Annotated in this window: 16 protein-coding genes; 7 read left to right on the top strand and 9 right to left on the bottom strand. The window is 61.8% G+C overall.

The features are described from left to right. The first annotated feature begins 11 nt into the window (after positions 1-11). The 3 genes from OGV19_RS01655 (at position 12) to OGV19_RS01645 (ending at position 5,492) form a co-directional block, all read left to right on the top strand. Positions 12-2,423, top strand: a complete 2,412-nt coding sequence (locus tag OGV19_RS01655; protein ID WP_264311837.1) for a glucose/quinate/shikimate family membrane-bound PQQ-dependent dehydrogenase — start codon at positions 12-14, stop codon at positions 2,421-2,423. 147 nt (positions 2,424-2,570) lie between these two features. Then, a complete protein-coding gene (gene lon, locus OGV19_RS01650; protein WP_264311836.1) occupies positions 2,571-4,991 on the top strand; it encodes an endopeptidase La in 2,421 nt (806 codons plus the stop codon). Between the two features lie 108 nt (positions 4,992-5,099). Continuing rightward, a complete protein-coding gene (locus OGV19_RS01645; protein WP_264311835.1) occupies positions 5,100-5,492 on the top strand; it encodes a protease inhibitor I42 family protein in 393 nt (130 codons plus the stop codon). Between the two features lie 6 nt (positions 5,493-5,498). Here the strand turns inward: OGV19_RS01645 and OGV19_RS01640 are convergent, their stop codons facing one another. Together OGV19_RS01640 and OGV19_RS01635 are read right to left on the bottom strand one after the other, a co-directional pair. Further along, entirely contained in the window at positions 5,499-6,434 is a 936-nt protein-coding gene (locus OGV19_RS01640; protein ID WP_264311834.1) for an alpha-xenorhabdolysin family binary toxin subunit B, read from the bottom strand. 1 nt (position 6,435) lies between these two features. Further along, positions 6,436-7,626, bottom strand: coding sequence for an alpha-xenorhabdolysin family binary toxin subunit A (locus OGV19_RS01635; protein WP_264311833.1), 1,191 nt, complete (start codon positions 7,624-7,626; stop codon positions 6,436-6,438). A 216-nt stretch (positions 7,627-7,842) separates the two neighbouring features. On the opposite strand from OGV19_RS01635, the gene cmoA reads away from it, so the two are divergent. Then, positions 7,843-8,586, top strand: a complete 744-nt coding sequence (gene cmoA, locus OGV19_RS01630) for a carboxy-S-adenosyl-L-methionine synthase CmoA (protein ID WP_264311832.1) — start codon at positions 7,843-7,845, stop codon at positions 8,584-8,586. Continuing rightward, positions 8,583-9,539 carry a tRNA 5-methoxyuridine(34)/uridine 5-oxyacetic acid(34) synthase CmoB gene (gene cmoB, locus OGV19_RS01625; protein WP_264311831.1) on the top strand — a complete coding sequence of 319 codons (957 nt, stop codon included), beginning with the start codon at positions 8,583-8,585 and terminating at the stop codon, positions 9,537-9,539. The genes cmoA and cmoB overlap by 4 nt, the downstream gene beginning before the upstream one ends. Before the next feature lie 67 nt (positions 9,540-9,606). Here the strand turns inward: cmoB and OGV19_RS01620 are convergent, their stop codons facing one another. Continuing rightward, a complete protein-coding gene (locus OGV19_RS01620) occupies positions 9,607-9,810 on the bottom strand; it encodes a hypothetical protein (RefSeq protein ID WP_264311830.1) in 204 nt (67 codons plus the stop codon). A gap of 233 nt (positions 9,811-10,043) precedes the next feature. Here OGV19_RS01620 and OGV19_RS01615 point away from each other — a divergent pair, with 233 nt between their 5' ends. Together OGV19_RS01615 and OGV19_RS01610 are read left to right on the top strand one after the other, a co-directional pair. Then, complete coding sequence (locus OGV19_RS01615) at positions 10,044-10,718, top strand: heavy metal response regulator transcription factor (protein WP_264311829.1); 675 nt, start codon at positions 10,044-10,046, stop codon at positions 10,716-10,718. After that, complete coding sequence (locus OGV19_RS01610; RefSeq protein WP_264311828.1) at positions 10,715-12,097, top strand: heavy metal sensor histidine kinase; 1,383 nt, start codon at positions 10,715-10,717, stop codon at positions 12,095-12,097. Before OGV19_RS01615 ends, OGV19_RS01610 begins: the two co-directional genes overlap by 4 nt. A 95-nt stretch (positions 12,098-12,192) precedes the next feature. On the opposite strand, the gene pdxJ is transcribed toward OGV19_RS01610, so the two are convergent. From pdxJ to lepA, 6 genes are all read right to left on the bottom strand, one after another. Next, complete coding sequence (pdxJ, locus tag OGV19_RS01605) at positions 12,193-12,915, bottom strand: pyridoxine 5'-phosphate synthase (RefSeq protein WP_371113220.1); 723 nt, start codon at positions 12,913-12,915, stop codon at positions 12,193-12,195. A gap of 61 nt (positions 12,916-12,976) precedes the next feature. After that, the gene (gene recO, locus OGV19_RS01600; protein ID WP_264311827.1) at positions 12,977-13,660 is read right to left on the bottom strand and encodes a DNA repair protein RecO; all 684 of its coding nucleotides are present in this window, start codon (positions 13,658-13,660) and stop codon (positions 12,977-12,979) included. Between the two features lie 51 nt (positions 13,661-13,711). Next, entirely contained in the window at positions 13,712-14,614 is a 903-nt protein-coding gene (era, locus tag OGV19_RS01595; protein WP_027594149.1) for a GTPase Era, read from the bottom strand. Beyond that, entirely contained in the window at positions 14,607-15,296 is a 690-nt protein-coding gene (gene rnc, locus OGV19_RS01590) for a ribonuclease III (protein ID WP_264311826.1), read from the bottom strand. Before rnc ends, era begins: the two co-directional genes overlap by 8 nt. A gap of 161 nt (positions 15,297-15,457) precedes the next feature. Further along, positions 15,458-16,312, bottom strand: a complete 855-nt coding sequence (lepB, locus tag OGV19_RS01585; protein WP_264311825.1) for a signal peptidase I — start codon at positions 16,310-16,312, stop codon at positions 15,458-15,460. A 5-nt stretch (positions 16,313-16,317) separates the two neighbouring features. After that, positions 16,318-18,117: a translation elongation factor 4 gene (gene lepA / locus OGV19_RS01580; RefSeq protein WP_264311824.1), complete on the bottom strand. Its 1,800-nt coding sequence runs from the start codon at positions 18,115-18,117 to the stop codon at positions 16,318-16,320. Between the last annotated feature and the right edge of the window lie 7 nt (positions 18,118-18,124).

Raw genomic sequence — 18,124 nt, 5'->3', positions numbered from 1 at the left:
GAGAACCTACGATGAGCACTGACGGTGCCAAGAATGGAACCCGCTGGCTACCGCGCCTTCTGGGCGTGCTGCTATTGCTGATGGGCTTGGCCCTGCTGGCGGGCGGTATCAAGCTGAGCCAGCTGGGGGGGTCGCTGTACTACCTGATCGCCGGTATCGGCTTTGCCCTGTCCGGCATTCTGCTGCTGGCCCAGCGCCGTATCGCCCTTGGCCTGTATGGCCTGGTGCTGCTCGGCAGCACGGCCTGGGCATTGCTGGAAGTGGGCCTGGACTGGTGGCAACTGGTGCCGCGCCTGGCCATCTGGTTCGCCATCGGCGTGGTCCTGCTGCTGCCATGGGCGCGTCGCCCCCTGATCGGCCCGGCCGCCACGGCCAACACCGCGTTGCTCAGCGTCGCAGTCCTCGCCTCCGGCGCCTGTGCGCTGGGCAGCCAGTTCACCCACCCAGGTGAAGTGTTCGGCGAACTGGGCCGTGAGAGCAGCGAGATGGCCAGTGCCGCGCCCGCCATGCCCGACGGCGAATGGCAGGCCTACGGCCGCACCGAGCATGGCGACCGCTACTCGCCGCTGCGCCAGATCACCCCGCAGAACGCCTACCGCCTGGAAGAAGCCTGGCGCATCCGTACCGGCGACCTGCCGACCGACAACGACCCGGTGGAGTTGACCAACCAGAACACCCCGTTGAAGGTCAACGGCATGCTTTACGCCTGCACCGCGCACAGCAAACTGCTGGCCCTGGACCCGGACACCGGCGCCGAAATCTGGCGTTACGACCCCCAGGTCAAGAGCCCGGTCGGCACCTTCAAGGGCTTTGCCCACATGACCTGCCGCGGCGTCTCGTACTATGACGAGAACAACTACGTCAGCCGTGACGGCACACCAGCACCGAAGATCACCGACGCAGGCCAAGCCGTTGCCCAGGCCTGCCCACGCCGCCTGTACCTGCCCACTGCGGACGCCCGCCTGATCGCCATCAACGCCGACAACGGCAAGGTCTGCGAAGGCTTCGCCAACCAGGGCGTGGTCGACCTGACCACCGGCATCGGCCCGTTCACCGCTGGCGGCTACTACTCCACCTCGCCTGCAGCGATCACCCGTGATCTGGTGATCATCGGCGGCCATGTCACCGACAACGAGTCGACCAACGAGCCCTCCGGCGTCATCCGTGCCTACGACGTGCACGACGGCCACCTGGTGTGGAACTGGGACAGCAACAACCCGGACGACACCAAACCACTGGCCCCCGGCAAGACCTACAGCCGCAACTCGGCAAACATGTGGTCGATTGCCAGTGTCGATGAAGACCTCGGCATGATCTACCTGCCGCTGGGCAACCAAACCCCCGACCAGTGGGGCGCCGACCGCACCCCAGGCGCGGAGAAGTACAGCGCAGGCGTTGTCGCCCTGGACTTGACCACCGGCAAGGCCCGCTGGAACTACCAGTTCACCCATCACGACCTGTGGGACATGGACGTCGGCAGCCAGCCGACCCTGGTTCACCTGAAGACCGCCGATGGCGTGAAACCGGCAATCATCGTGCCGACCAAGCAAGGCAGCCTGTATGTGCTGGACCGCCGCGACGGTACGCCGATTGTGCCGATTCGTGAGATCCCGACCCCGCAAGGCGCGGTGAAAGGCGACCACACCTCGCCGACCCAGGCCCGCTCCGACCTCAACCTGCTCGGCCCTGAGCTGACCGAACAGGCCATGTGGGGCGCCACGCCGTTTGACCAGATGCTGTGCCGCATCCAGTTCCGCGAACTGCGTTACGAAGGCCAGTACACTCCGCCGTCCGAGCAGGGTTCGCTGATCTATCCGGGTAACGTTGGTGTGTTCAACTGGGGCAGCGTGTCGGTCGACCCGGTACGCCAGTTGCTGTTCACCTCGCCCAACTACATGGCCTTCGTGTCGAAAATGGTGCCACGCGAGCAAGTGGCCGCTGGCAGCAAGCGCGAGAGCGAAACCAGCGGCGTGCAGCCAAACACCGGCGCACCGTACGCGGTGACCATGCACCCGTTCATGTCGCCGCTGGGCGTACCGTGCCAGGCGCCTGCCTGGGGCTATGTGGCGGCCATCGACCTGTTCACCAACAAGGTCGTGTGGAAGCACAAGAACGGCACCACCCGCGACAGCACCCCGATACCGATCGGGATGCCGGTAGGCGTGCCAAGCATGGGCGGTTCGATCGTCACCGCAGGCGGCGTCGGCTTCCTCAGCGGCACCCTGGACCAGTACCTGCGTGCCTACGACACCAACAACGGCAAAGAGCTGTGGAAAGCCCGCCTGCCGGCCGGTGGCCAGGCCACGCCCATGACCTACAGCGGCAAGGACGGCAAGCAGTACGTGCTGGTAACCGCTGGCGGCCACGGCTCGCTGGGCACCAAGATGGGTGATTACATCATCGCTTACAAACTCGCCGACTAAACTTCTAGCGGCAAGCTACAAGCCACAAGAGAAAGCGGGGCCTGCATGGCCCCGTTTTTTTTTGCAGCTTGCAGCTTCTAACGCGAAGCTTGAAACCCATCCCCCCGCGCCCCATCTAAGCACCATAGTCATTCACGCAGGTGCCCCATGAGCGACCAGCAGGATTTCCCCGAACACCCCGACGAACACAGCGAAGTCGAACACACCGACACCCAGGCCGCCCCCGGCCATGCCCTCGCCCTGCCCGGCCAGCAGCTGCCGGACAAGGTCTATGTGATCCCGATCCACAACCGCCCATTCTTCCCTGCACAAGTGTTGCCGGTAATCGTCAACGAAGAGCCCTGGGCAGAAACCCTCGACCTGGTCGCCAAGACGCCGGACCACTGCCTGGCGCTGTTCTTCATGGATACCCCGCCCGAAGACCACCGTCATTTCGACACCTCGGCTCTGCCGGAGTACGGCACCCTGGTCAAGGTGCACCACGCCAGCCGTGAAAACGGCAAGCTGCAGTTCGTTGCCCAGGGCCTGACCCGGGTACGCATCCGTACCTGGCTCAAGCACCATCGCCCGCCCTACCTGGTCGAAGTGGAATACCCGCGCCAGCCCACCGAGCCTACCGACGAGGTCAAGGCCTACGGCATGGCGCTGATCAACGCGATCAAAGAGCTGCTGCCGCTCAACCCGCTGTACAGCGAAGAGCTGAAAAACTACCTCAATCGCTTCAGCCCCAACGACCCTTCGCCGCTGACCGACTTTGCCGCAGCCCTCACCTCGGCCACCGGCAGCCAGTTGCAGGAAGTGCTCGACTGCGTGCCCATGCTCAAGCGCATGGAAAAGGTCCTGCCGATGCTGCGCAAAGAGGTCGAAGTGGCGCGTCTGCAGAACGAGATCTCGGCCGAGGTGAACCGCCAGATCGGCGAACACCAACGCGAGTTTTTCCTCAAAGAGCAGCTCAAGGTCATCCAGCAGGAGCTGGGCCTGACCAAGGACGACCGCAGCGCCGACCTCGAACAGTTTGAGCAGCGCCTTGAAGGCAAGACGCTGCCCGCCCAGGCGCAAAAGCGCATCGACGAAGAAATGGGCAAGCTGGCGATCCTTGAAACCGGCTCGCCAGAATACGCCGTGACCCGCAACTACCTCGACTGGGCCACCGCCCTGCCCTGGGGCGTCTACGGCAAAGACAAGCTCGACCTCAAGCACGCGCGCAAGGTGCTTGACCAACACCACGCGGGCCTGGACGACATCAAGGAACGCATCCTCGAATTCCTCGCCGTGGGTGCCTGGAAAGGCGAGATCAGCGGCTCGATCGTGCTGCTGGTGGGCCCGCCCGGTGTGGGCAAGACCAGTATCGGCAAGTCCATCGCCGAATCCCTTGGCCGGCCGTTCTACCGCTTCAGCGTCGGCGGCATGCGCGACGAGGCGGAAATCAAGGGCCACCGCCGTACCTACATCGGCGCCCAACCGGGCAAGCTGGTGCAGGCGCTCAAAGACGTCGAAGTGATGAACCCGGTGATCATGCTCGACGAGATCGACAAGATGGGCCAGAGCTACCAGGGCGACCCAGCCTCGGCTCTTTTGGAAACCCTCGACCCCGAGCAGAACGTCGACTTCCTGGACCACTACCTCGACCTGCGCCTGGACCTGTCCAAGGTGCTGTTCGTCTGCACCGCCAACACCCTCGACTCGATCCCAGGGCCCTTGCTCGACCGCATGGAAGTGATCCGCCTCTCCGGCTACATCACCGAAGAGAAGCTGGCCATCGCCAAGCGCCACCTGTGGCCCAAGCAGTTGGCCAAGGCCGGCGTGGCCAAGACCAGCCTGAGCATCACTGACAGCGCCCTGCGCACCGTGATCGAAGGCTATGCCCGCGAGGCCGGCGTGCGACAGCTGGAAAAGCAACTGGGCAAACTGGTGCGCAAAGCCGTGGTCAAGCTGCTGGAAGACCCGGATGCCAAGCTTAAGATTGGCAGCAAGGACCTGGAGGCCGCGCTCGGCATGCCGGTGTTCCGCAGCGAGCAGGTGCTGGCCGGCAAGGGCGTGATCACGGGCCTTGCCTGGACCAGCATGGGCGGCGCCACGCTGCCGATCGAAGCCACCCGCATTCACACCCTCAACCGCGGCTTCAAGCTGACCGGCAAACTGGGGGATGTGATGAAGGAGTCCGCCGAGATCGCCTACAGCTACGTCAGCTCCAACCTCCAGCAGTTTGGTGGTGACCCAGGCTATTTCAACGAAGCATTCATCCACCTGCACGTGCCCGAGGGCGCTACGCCCAAGGACGGCCCGAGTGCCGGGGTGACCATGGCCAGCGCGCTGCTGTCGCTGGCGCGGGACCAGGCGCCGAAAAAGGGCGTGGCCATGACCGGTGAACTGACCCTGACCGGCCAGGTGCTGCCCATTGGCGGGGTGCGTGAGAAGGTGATTGCTGCCAAGCGGCAGAAGATCTTCGAGTTGATCTTGCCGGAGGCCAACCGCGGCGACTTCGAGGAATTGCCGGACTACCTGCGTGAAGGGTTGACGGTGCATTTCGCCAAGCGCTTTGCCGACGTGGCGAAAGTGTTGTTCTGATCAGTCCTGGCCTCTTCGTGGCCTAAGCCGCGAAGAGGCCAGTACAGGTGGCACAAATTTGCACCTGCTTCGGTTATCCTCAGGCCATTGCCAGCCTTTGGAGCCAACATGACCGCCCCTCGTCTGCTCGTTCCCTTGAGCCTCGCCCTGCTTGCTGCCTGCGCCCAACACCCCCTGCAAACCGTCGAACTGGACGCCGAAAGCGAATGCCCCCAGCGTCTGCAGGTGGGCCAGGCACTGACCCTGACCCTGCCAGGAAATCCCTCAACCGGCTACCGCTGGCGCATTGAGAACCCTGCCGCAAGCATCCTGAAAAGCCTCGGCCCCGAGCTCTACAGTGCCCCCGATGACACCGACGTGGTCGGCAGTGCCGGCTCGTCCACCTGGCGCTACCTTGCCAGCAGTGCCGGAGAAGGCCAACTCGTCCTGGTCTACCAACGCCCCTGGGAAGCTGAAATAGCACCGGTGCAGAGCTTCGAGTGCAAGATCATCGTCCGCTGACAGCGCTTAACGCCTGTCGCTGGCAACTTTGACTGCCTGCAGGTACGTGCAAAGGTCCTGCAGCTTCACCTGCGCGACCGCCAGGTCCATCATGGGGTTGAGCTGCATGGCTTGAGAGTGCCATTCTTGCTCCACCTTACGCAGCTCTTGCAGCCACGCCTGCTTGAGCGGCTCAACCCCGACCAGCAGCTTGACTGCCTCGTACTCGTTCAGTGCATCGTTCAAGGCGTGCTTCACCGCTGCCAGGTCACCGGTCGTTTCACTGATCTTCACGTCGAGCTGGGCGCGCACCTTGATCAGGTCATTGAACGTTTTCGCCCCTTCCAGTACATCGACGTGGCTTGTGAGTTTCTGAACGACTGCCGTGAGCAACTGGGTGTCGACTTTCGGGTCTTTGATCAACCCGGCTATCTGAGCGATCTCCTCCTCACTGGGGATCAGCCCCTTCAAGGCACTGGAGATGGAGGGTTTTTCGAACAGCGTGATGGCCTGGACGATATCCGTCTGTTGTTGCCGCTGCTGCTGCAAGCGCTGGTCAAACGCTGCGACCTGGCCATCGAGCCTGGCGGTGCGTGCTTCCAGGTCGGGCAACTGCTGCACCAAGGCAGAAAGCGAAAAGAGCTCCAGCCGCAAACACTGCTTGGCCAATACTGCATGATGCTGGTTGAGCCGGCTGATAACGCCGGCCAACCTCGTATCGATGCTGGCCACCGCCGTGCGGGTAACAAATTCCCGATTTTCCAGAAGGACGATGCCGCCGACCAGACTTTCCATGAAGAACCGCTCCACCGCCACTATCAGTTTCTTCAGATCATCCAGTTGCTCTCGCGCTGCAGGCAAGACCTGCTGGCGCTTGGTATCAATCAACAAGAACGCCTGATCTTCCAACACCTGCATGCGGGTGAAATCAGGTATTGCGTATTCGACGTTTGCAACATCCATGTCAGGCATCCTCGTATTCTTCAACCAGGTCATTAAACAATTCAGACAGCGTATGGCAAATACCGCCTATCTTGGTCCACGGGTTGATCACCTCTGAAAAATCGTGGACGAAGGATTCCAATTGGGTACTGCTGGTCAGTTCCTTGGCCTCATTCACCGAGTTATTGGCATAGGACGCCAGAAACAACCAGACATCCGCAAGCCTTTTAGTGGCCGCAGACAGGTCTTTGCACCTGAAATGAAGGTCCCTGACCAAGGAAGATACCCGTTCAAAATCTTTGCGCGCCGGCTCCATTTTTATCAGTGCAAGCGCCAACTCATCCCGTTGCGCAATCATTTCATTCTTGGCTGCACGTATCTGCTCTGCCTTGGCACCGAACACACCACCGGTCACCAACAGCCCCAGCGGGCCTAACACCAGCCCCGTGAATGCATAACCAACGTTGGCGTCGTACTCCGACTTGAGGTGTTCGATTTTCTGATCCCACTCATCAAGCTGCTTGCGCTTTTCCAAGACATCGTGGGCGGCGTTTTTTTCATCAAAATGCTTAAGCAACCGCACCATGCGAGGCTTGAGCTCAATCCTGATTTCACGATTGAACCAGGAGGCGCGCTTGTCGACGTCTTCGATGCGCCGCTGAGTGTTCTCGATCTCACGGATCAGGCCAGTGATGCCGCCACTTAACACGGATGTGATCTGCTCGCGCTCATCCGGGGTCAGCACATGGTTGTAGACATCCACGCCTTCTTCGGATTTGTTTTTCTTGATCTGCTGAAACACCTCGCTGCGCTCAAGGTTATCCAGCAATGCACCGCCGCGCTGTACCAGGCTTTCAGCGAACAGTTCAATTTCCGGCCCCAGCTGTTTAATGCTGCGTTCGAGCGTGTCCCATTCATTTACATGCCTGTGCAGCGCCACATACAGATCATGCACATAGGTGGCGTCAATGCCGAGCGACGCGTAATTGACATCCTGATCAACGTCGCTTCGGGTGCGCGGTAACTGGTGAACAACATTGGCATACGACTTGATTGCCTTGAGGTTCTCTGCGGTCAATAAGCCGCCCACTTGGCTGCCGCTATTGATACGGCTGCTGATAAATGCAAAGTACCGTTCGGGCAATAACTTAACCTTGAGCGCCAGGTCCATTTCCTCAATGGGAATACCTGCCTGCCCCGACGCATCATTCATTATATGTTCCATGACCTTACCCGTATAACCCACGATGGGAGTGCGTCATTAAAGTAGCGGTATTACGGGGCTCACGTTAATAGAGGTAATTGTTGTTATCGGGTAGGAAAGTTCAATTAAGCCAGTGTGATCGCACTGACCCCGAAGCACTGCCATGGCAAGATGCGCCGCCTTTGGCTAAAATGCGTCTCCGTTTCACCCCGTATCGAGCCCGCCGTGAGCAAACAACCCGACCGCCTCTTCGCCCAACCTCTGGAGCAGGTACCCGACTTCGCCTTCAACGAGGACGTGGTGCGCGTGTTCCCGGACATGATCAAGCGTTCGGTGCCGGGCTACCCGACCATCGTCGAAAACCTTGGCGTGCTGGCTGCGCGCTTCGCCCAGCAGAACAGCACGCTGTACGACCTGGGTGCCTCACTGGGCGCTGTGACCCAGTCGTTGCGCCGTCATGTACGCAGCGACGGCTGCCGGGTGATCGCCGTGGACAACTCCGCTGCGATGGTCGAGCGCTGCCGCCAGTACCTCACGGCCCAGGACTCGATGTTCCAGGAGCTGCTGCCGGTCAGCGTGCTGGAAGCCGACATCCTCGCCCTGCCCTTCGAGCCCGCCTCGGTGGTGGCGATGAACTTCACCCTGCAGTTCATCGCCCCCCATCAACGCCTCGAACTGCTTGGCCGTATCCGCCAGGCCCTGTTGCCAGGCGGCGCATTGATCCTCTCGGAGAAACTGCATTTCGCCGATGAAGAGGAACAGGCCCTGCTCAATGAACTGCACCTGGACTTCAAACGGGCCAATGGTTACAGCGAACTGGAAATCGCCCAGAAGCGCAGTGCCATCGAGAACGTGATGAAGCCAGACACCCTGGAGGCCCACAAGGCGCGCCTGCGCGCTGCGGGTTTCTCCAAGGTCGTGCCATGGTTCCAATGCCTTAATTTTGCCTCGCTGATAGCCCTGCCATGATCGATTTGTCCCCGCTTGTCCGCCGCCTGGCGGGCACCCCCCTGGCTTCCTGGTCGCAAGGCCTGCAAGCGCAACTGGAAGCCAAACTGGAAAAAGGCCACGGCGACCTCGATCGCTGGCGCGGCGCGCTCGACGCGCTGCCCGCCGTGCAACCGAGCGAAATCGACCTGGTCAACGGGCTGCGTCTGGACTGTGACTGCGACGATGCCACCCGCGCGCAGATGCGCGAGGCGCTGATGGGCCTGTCGCCCTGGCGCAAAGGGCCATTCGACCTGTTCGGCGTGCACGTGGACACCGAATGGCGCTCGGACTGGAAATGGTCACGGGTCAGCCCGCACCTGGACCTCAAGGGCAAGCGTGTGCTCGATGTCGGCTGCGGCAACGGCTACTACCAGTGGCGCATGCTCGGCGCAGGTGCCGACATGGTGGTCGGGGTCGATCCCAACTGGCTGTTCTTCTGCCAGTTCCAGGCAGTACAGCAGTACCTACCGGAGCTGCCGGCCTGGCACTTGCCGTTCGCCCTGGAAGACCTGCCGGCCAACCTGGAAGGTTTCGACACCGTGTTTTCCATGGGCGTGTTCTATCACCGCCGCTCCCCCATAGAGCACCTGCTGGCCCTCAAGGACTGCCTGGTCAAAGGCGGCGAGCTGGTGCTGGAGACGCTGGTGGTCGAAGGTGACGCGCAACAGGTGCTGGTGCCTGAAGACCGTTATGCGCAGATGCGCAACGTCTGGTACCTGCCCTCGGTACCGGCCCTGGAGCGCTGGTTACGCCGTGCCGGTTTCAGCGATGTACGCTGCGTCGATGTCAGCGTCACCAGCATCGATGAACAGCGCAGCACCGACTGGATGCGCTACCAGTCGCTAAGCGACTTCCTCGACCCGAACGACCACAGCCGGACCATCGAAGGCCTGCCGGCCCCGCGCCGGGCGACGCTGGTGGCGCGCAAATAAAAAAGGCGCCCGACGGGCGCCCGAAAAACCCTGCGACGAGGAGCGATGGCGTCGCAGGTGGGTACAATCAGTCCTTGGCCACCTCGCGGGCCTTCTCCTGCGCAGTACGTTCCTGCTTCACCAGCACCTGTTGCTTGTCGCCGTGCAGGCGCTGCTGGTCTTGGCGGAAGGCCTCCCAGAACTGCCTGGAACGTTCGGCGCCCCCTTCGGCATAGACGCTGGCGCTGCCCAGGGCCAGGGTTGCCAACAGCAGGTATTTGATCAGGTTCATCGTGCTTGCCTCGTGATAACCGTTCAGATGAGGCCATCCTAGCGAGGCGTAGCTAACGCCAAGGTGAGGCGGGCATTACAGTCCTGCAATGTGCCTAAACAGCCAGTTAACACCCAGATTACAAATCCGTTATCCAAGCAAATACCCCTCTCTCATGCCGTAACATCCTGCCGCTTGACCCTGATGTCACTTCAGGGTCGAGAATCGCCCCTTTTCACCACTTCGAGCCCCCTATGCGCTTACTGATCATCGAGGACGAACTGCGTACCGCCGACTACCTGCAACAAGGCCTGCGCGAGAACGGCTACGTGGTCGACTGTGCCCATACCGGCACCGACGGCCTGCACCTGGCCCGCCAGCAGGCCTACGACCTGGTCATCCTTGACGTCAACCTGCCCGAGCTCGATGGTTGGACCGTGCTGCAACGGCTGCGCGCCGACTCGGCCACGCGCATCATGATGCTGACCGCCCACGGTCGCCTTGCCGACCGGGTCAAAGGGCTGGACCTGGGCGCCGATGACTACCTGCTCAAGCCTTTCGAATTCCCAGAGTTATTGGCGCGAATCCGCAGCTTGCTGCGCCGCAACGACCAGCAACTGCAGCCCAGCACCCTGCGCGTCGCCGACCTGGAGCTGGACCCCGGCCGCCACCGCGCCTATCGCGCTGGGCAGCGCATCGACCTCACCGCCAAGGAATTCGCTTTACTGCACCTGCTGATGCGCCAGACAGGCGAAGTGCTGTCGCGCACGCAAATCATCTCGTTGGTGTGGGACATGAACTTTGACTGTGACACCAACGTCGTTGAGGTTTCGATCCGGCGCCTGCGGGCGAAGATCGACGACCCGTTCGAAGATAAGCTGATCCATACCCTGCGCGGCGTTGGCTATGTACTTGAGGCACGCTTTTGAAAAACGCCAGTCTGTCGCTGCGCCTGGGCCTGAGCGTGACGCTGATGGGGGCGGTACTGGTGCTGCTGTTGGCTTGCCTGGCCGTGCTTGCCCTTGATCACGAACTGGACAGCCGCGCCCGTAAGGACCTGGCGCGCAAGATGCTGCAGGTGGAGCACAATCTGCGGGTCGACCTGCGCAACGAGGACCTGGGTAGCCGCGCCCACCCTTTACTCGACCTGGTCATGGGGCACGACAACCTCAGCCTCAGCGTGCTGGCACTCGAAGGCCGCCACCCGCACCTGCTCAGCCTGGGCCCTGCCCTGGAGTCGCGCGTGGGTGAACTGCAGACCGGTACGCGACTGACGTTCCACGAATGGCGCGACAGCCGCGGTAACCAGATGCTGACAGCGACACGCCAGATGCGCTTGCGCGACGAGACGCCGGTGCGGGTGATGATGTCGCTCGACCGCGCCGACGACAACGCGCTGCTCCAGGCCTACCTGCATTCGACGCTGCTGGTCTTGCCGTTGCTGCTGCTGTTGATCGGCGCTGCGGCGTGGTGGCTGGTACAGCGTGGCCTGTCGCCACTGCACCATTTCAGGCGAATCGCCGGGCAGGTATCGGCACAGGACCTGCAACACCGGTTGCCCGATACCGGGCTGCCGCAGGAGCTGGCGACGCTGGCCAGGAGCATCAACGTGATGCTCGACCGCCTAGACCAGGGCGTCAGCCAGCTGTCGCAGTTTTCCGACGACCTGGCCCACGAGCTACGCACACCGCTGAGCAACTTGATGGGCAAGGCCCAGGTCACACTGAGCCGTGAGCGCGACAATGCCAATTACCGGGAAGTACTGGAAGACAGCATCGAAGAACTGACCCGGCTCAACCGCATCATCAATGACATGCTGTTTCTTGCCCAGGTCAGCCAGCCGCAGGCCCAGGTGGCGCTCAAGCCCCTGGCGCTCGCCGATGAGACGGCGCAGGTGGCCGAACTGTTCGCCATCAGTGCCGAGTTCAAAGATATCGAGCTTCGCATCCGGGGCTGGGGCACGGCCTTGGGTGATCGGCTGATGTTCCAGCGTGCGTTGTCTAACCTGTTGAGCAATGCCATTCGGCATGCGCCGGCAGGCAAACACATAGACCTTGGCATCGAGCGCGAGGGCAGCGATATCAGGGTATGGGTGGAGAATCAGGGGCCGGGCATTGCCGCAGAGCATCAGCCGCAGCTGTTCGAGCGTTTTTATCGAGTGGGTGCTGGGCGCTCACGGCTGGAGGGAGGCACCGGGCTGGGGTTGGCGATCGTGAAATCGATCATGCAGTTGCATAGTGGGCGGGTCGAGGTGATGAGCAGCCCGGCAGGGCCAACCCGGTTTACCCTGGTGTTTCCCGCTAACTGACGCTGACAGTTCTGCCGCCGCACCCTGTAGGAGCAGCCTTGCCGGGGCGCTCCTACAAGAACCACATCTCATCACACCGTTGAGTCAATCAGTGATCAGCGCGAAGCCGCCACGATCAACGCCTTCATCTCCGCCACCGCAGCCTTGAAGCCGACGAACAGCGCATGGGCCACCAGCGCGTGGCCGATGTTCAGCTCATTGATGCCCTTGATCGCCGCGACCGCCTCGACGTTGTGGTAATGCAGGCCATGACCGGCGTTGACGATCAACCCCTGCCCCACGCCAAACGCCACGCCGTCGACGATGCGCTTGAGCTCTTCAGCGACTTCGGTCGGCGTCTGCGCATCGGCGTAACGGCCGGTGTGCAGCTCGATGGCCGGCGCACCTACGCGACGCGACGCTTCGATCTGCCGCTCGTCGGCGTCGATGAACAGCGACACCTCGGCACCGGTGCGCGCCAAGCGCTCCACTGCCGCCTTGATCCGCGCCTCTTGCCCCGCCACGTCCAGGCCGCCTTCGGTGGTCAGTTCCTGACGGGTCTCGGGCACCAGGCAGATGTGCGCCGGGCGAATTTTCTCGGCGAAGGCCATCATCTCTTCGGTGACGCCCATCTCGAAGTTCATGCGCGTCTGCAGCACATCTTTGAGGAGCACCACGTCACGTTCCTGAATGTGCCGGCGGTCTTCGCGCAGGTGCACGGTGATGCCGTCGGCGCCCGCTTCTTCAGCGTCCAGAGCAGCCTTGACCGGATCAGGGTAACGCGTGCCCCGGGCCTGGCGCAGCGTCGCCACGTGGTCGATATTAACGCCGAGAAGCATGCGGTTGCTGTGAGTCACGAAAGGCTCTCCTGAAGATTGAGCCCCACAGCATACGACGTGATCAGCGCTTGCGAAACAGTTCCCGGCTGACCAGCGGTTTAGCGCCCAAGTGAACGGCCAGTGCTTGGCGCATCAGCCGTTTGGCTGCGAGCAAGGCGCCGGGGGCTTCCCAGTCCGCTTCAGCCAGGGCCAGCAGCTCGAAGCCCTGGAACAGGCCAGGCTGCAGCAGCTCGACCCGCTCAAGCCCCGCATCCACGCGCAAGCGGTAGCGGCCATTGGCGTCTATGGGCATGTCGTTGACATCACGCTGCAACGAAAACGCATAACCGAGCTCGTCCAGCAGGCGCCATTCGAATGCGCGCAGCAGCGGCTCCAATGGGCGCCCGGCAGCCAACGCCTGCAAGGTCAGGGTGTAGTGGTCGAACAGCGCGGGGTGAGGGGCTTCGCCAGGCAGCAAACGCATCAGCAGCTCGTTGAGGTACAAACCACTGAACAACGCATCACCGTGCAACCAGCTGGCAATGCCAAGCGCCTCCAGGCGGCCGACGTTCTTCAGCTCGCCCCGCCCGCGCAGCTCCACTTCCAACGGCACGAACGGCCGCACCAGGCTGCCACCTTTGCCTCGTGCACGGCGCAGTACGGCCCGCACACGGCCTTGCGGCGTGAGGAAGTCCACCAGTGCGCTGGTTTCCTTGTAGGCACGACTGTGCAGCACATAGGCCGGCTGGCCGACTGGTTGTTCCATGGGAGTGGCCCGAAAGCAGAGCGGCCCGGAGAGATCCGGGCCGCCACAGGGTTACAGGTCGCCGTAGCCCAGCGAGCGCAGGGCGCGCTCGTCGTCGGACCAACCGCCTTTGACCTTGACCCAGAGGTTGAGCATGACCTTGGCGTCGAACAGCACTTCCATGTCCTTGCGCGCATCGGAGCCAATGCGTTTGATACGCTCGCCCTTGTCGCCGATGATGATCTTCTTCTGGCCATCGCGTTCAACCAGGATCAGCGCGTGGATATGCAGCACATGCCCCTGCTGCTTGAACTCTTCGATCTCTACGGTGATCTGGTACGGAAGCTCCGCCCCCAACTGACGCATGATCTTCTCGCGCACCAGTTCAGCCGCCAGGAAACGGCTGCTGCGGTCGGTGATCTGGTCTTCCGGGAAGAAATGCTCGTTCTCTGGCAGGTGCTTGGCAATCAGGCCTTCCAGCGCTTCGAGGTTATGCCCCTGCTGCGCGGAGATCGGCACCACTTCCGCGTTTGGCAGTTGCTCCTGCAGCCATTGCAGGTGCGGGATCAGATCGGCCTTCTCTTCCAGACGGTCGGTCTTGTTGACCGCCAGGATGACCGGGCCACTGACGTACTGCACGCGCTCGAGCACCAACTGGTCCTCGTCGGTCCAACGGGTGCGATCAACCACGAAGATCACCACGTCGACGTCTTTCAGGGCCGCCGAAGCGTTACGGTTCATGTAACGGTTCAGGGCCTTGTCGTTGGCCTTGTGCATACCGGGCGTATCGACATAGATCGCCTGCACGTCACCCTCGGTCTTGATGCCGAGCATGTTGTGCCGGGTGGTCTGAGGCTTGCGCGACGTGATCGCCAGCTTCTGGCCGAGGATGTGGTTGAGCAAGGTCGACTTGCCCACGTTGGGGCGGCCGACAATGGCCACGTAGCCGCAGCGAGTCGGGTTGTTATCAGTCATTGCCATTCTCCACGCCCAGGGCGATCAGTGCAGCCGCAGCGGCGACTTGCTCGGCGATACGCCGGCTCACACCCTGACCACGGCTCTTATTGTTCAGCAGCACCACTTCGCATTCGACGAAGAAGGTCCGGCAGTGCGGTTCGCCCTGGATATCCACCACCTCGTAACGCGGCAACTCACAGCTGCGCGACTGCAGAAACTCCTGCAGGCGGGTCTTGGGATCCTTGTTGGTGTCGACCAGGGTCAGGCTTTCGAATTCATCGGCCAGCCAGGCCAGGACACGCTCCCGGGCGGTCTGCATGTCCGCGTCCAGATAGATGGCGCCAATCAGCGCTTCCAGGGCATCGGCCAGGATCGATTCGCGGCGGAAACCGCCGCTTTTCAGCTCACCAGAACCCAGGCGCAGGTATTCGCCCAAGTCAAAGCCACGCGCCAGACGGGCCAGGGTCTCGCCCTTGACCAGGCGGGCACGCAAGCGCGATAACTGGCCTTCGCGGGCCTGTGGGAAGCGCTCGAACAGCGCCTCGCCAGCCACGAAGTTGAGAATGGCATCGCCGAGAAACTCCAGGCGCTCGTTATTGCGCCCGGCGTAGCTGCGATGGGTCAGGGCCAGCAACATCTGGTCCTGGTCTTTGAAGGTGTAACCGAGCTTTCGCTCCAGAGGGGCGAGGGAAGCACTCATGCGGCCACCCGTTCGTTGTTCAACGCGTTGTTCAAATCAACATCCTGAAAGACTGTTTGGCTGTGGTCCGCCGCTGCAAGCGACGAAACTCTCGATCCCTGAGAACACAGCCTATGTCAGAAATGCATTCGGCGCTGTCTGCTGGACAGCGCCGATGGGTATCAATGGATCAGGCCGACCCGCGACAGATTGGGCATGTGGCTGAGCTTGGGCTCTGGCCAGCTCAGCCAGACCGCGAAGGCCTTGCCGACAATGTTCCGGTCCGGAACCATGCCGTGCAGTTCCTTGGGAATGTTCGGATCGTCCCAGTAGCGGCTGTCGTTGGAGTTGTCGCGGTTGTCGCCCATCATGAAGTAATGGCCGGCCGGTACGGTCCATTGCTGGTCCGGCGGCATGCGATAACGGCTCATCTCCTTGCGGATCAGGTGTTCAGCCTCGCCCAGCTTCTCCTTGTACAGCTCGGCGCTGCCCAAGGTGCCCGGCTCGGTGCCCACCAGTTGCTCGGCAATCGGCTGGCCGTTGACGTACAGCCGCTTGTCGTTGGTGTAGCGAATCTGGTCGCCCGGCAGGCCGACCACACGCTTGATGTAGTTGACGTTCGGGTCGCTCGGATAGCGGAACACCATCACATCACCGCGTTGCGGGTCACCCACCTCGATGACCTTCTTGTCGATCACCGGCAGGCGAATGCCATAGGAGAACTTGTTCACCAGGATGAAGTCGCCCACTTCCAGGGTCGGTTTCATCGACCCCGAAGGGATCTGGAACGGCTCGACCAAAAACGAGCGCAGTACCAGCACGATGAACAGCACCGGGAAGAACGACTTGCCGTATTCGACCAGCAGCGGCTCCTTGTTCAGGCGCTCGACCACCGCCATCTCGGGCGGATTGACGCGGCCCTGATAGGTAGCGATTGCCGCTCGCCGGCGCGGGGCCAGGAACAGCAGGTCGATCAAGCCCAACAAGCCACAGACGGCTACGGCGATGACTAGCAACAGCGGGAAATTTAGCGACATAGGACCTAGCTATCCAACCTGAGCACGGCGAGGAAGGCTTCTTGTGGAATCTCCACGTTGCCCACCTGCTTCATGCGTTTCTTACCGGCCTTCTGCTTCTCCAGCAGTTTCTTCTTACGGCTGACGTCACCACCGTAGCACTTGGCCAGTACGTTCTTTCTGAGCGCCTTGACGGTTGTCCGCGCGATGATCTGGCCGCCGATGGCTGCCTGGATCGCCACATCGAACATCTGCCGAGGGATCAGTTCCTTCATCTTCTCGGTCAACGCACGGCCTTTATAGGCCGCGTTGTCGCGGTGCACGATCAAGGCCAGGGCATCGACCTTGTCGCCGTTGATCAGTACATCCAGCTTGACCAGGTTGGCCGACTGGTAGCGATCGAAATGATAGTCCAGCGAAGCGTATCCGCGACTGGTCGATTTGAGGCGGTCGAAGAAGTCCAGCACCACCTCGTTCATCGGCATGTCGTAACGCACCTGAACCTGGCTGCCGAGGAACTGCATGTCGCGCTGCACGCCACGTTTCTCGATGCACAGGGTAATAACGTTACCCAGGTGTTCCTGCGGGACCAGGATGGTCGCGGTGACGATCGGCTCGCGGAAATCAGTGACAGCCGAGACATCCGGCAGCTTCGACGGGTTGTCGACGATGATGGTCTCGCCGGTCTTTAGTTCGAGCTCGTAGATCACGCTAGGAGCGGTGGTGATCAGGTCCAGGTCGTACTCGCGCTCCAGGCGCTCCTGGATGATTTCCATGTGCAGCATGCCCAGGAAGCCGCAGCGGAAGCCGAAGCCCAGAGCGTCGGAGCTTTCCGGCATGTACTGCAACGAAGAGTCGTTGAGCGTCAGCTTCTGCAGCGCGTCGCGGAAGTCTTCGAAATCGTCGGAGCTGACCGGGAACAGGCCGGCATAGACCTGCGGCTGGATCTTCTTGAAGCCCGGCAGCACTTCGACATCCGGCGTCGAGGACAGGGTCAGGGTGTCACCGACCGGCGCACCGTGAATGTCTTTGATGCTGGCGATGATGAAGCCCACTTCACCGGCCTTGAGGTCGGCGGTCTGGGTGTGTTTCGGGGTAAAGACGCCGACGCTGTCGACCAGGTGCACCTTGCCGGTGGACTTGACCAGGATCTTGTCGCCTTTCTTGACGCGGCCCTGGCGTACACGCACCAGAGAGACGACGCCCAGGTAGTTGTCGAACCAGGAGTCGATGATCAGCGCCTGCAACGGCGCGTCGATCTCGCCCTCGGGAGCCGGAATGGTGTGCACCAGGCGCTCAAGCACCTCGTCGACACCCATGCCGCTCTTGGCACTGCAGGCCACGGCGTCGGTGGCGTCGATGCCGATGATCTTCTCGATCTCGTCCTTGACGCGGTCCGGGTCAGCCTGGGGCAGGTCCATCTTGTTCAGCACCGGCATGACCTCAAGGCCTTGCTCGATAGCGGTGTAGCAGTTGGCCACGGACTGGGCTTCGACGCCTTGACCGGCGTCCACCACCAACAGCGCGCCTTCACAGGCGGCCAGCGAGCGCGAGACTTCATAGGTGAAGTCGACGTGGCCGGGGGTGTCGATGAAATTCAGCTGGTAGGTCTTGCCGTCTTGCGCCTTGTAGTGAAGCGTGACGCTGTGGGCTTTGATAGTGATCCCGCGTTCGCGCTCCAGGTCCATGGAGTCGAGGACCTGTGCTTCCATTTCGCGCGCCGACAGGCCACCGCACATCTGGATGAAACGGTCGGCCAGCGTCGACTTGCCATGGTCGATGTGGGCGATGATGGAGAAATTGCGGATATGACTCAAATCACTCACGGGTCAA

It is taken from the genome of Pseudomonas putida (assembly GCF_025905425.1).
In the GTDB taxonomy this organism is placed as follows: Bacteria; Pseudomonadota; Gammaproteobacteria; order Pseudomonadales; family Pseudomonadaceae; genus Aquipseudomonas; species Aquipseudomonas putida_AF.
This window is presented reverse-complemented; position numbering and strand designations above follow the sequence as displayed.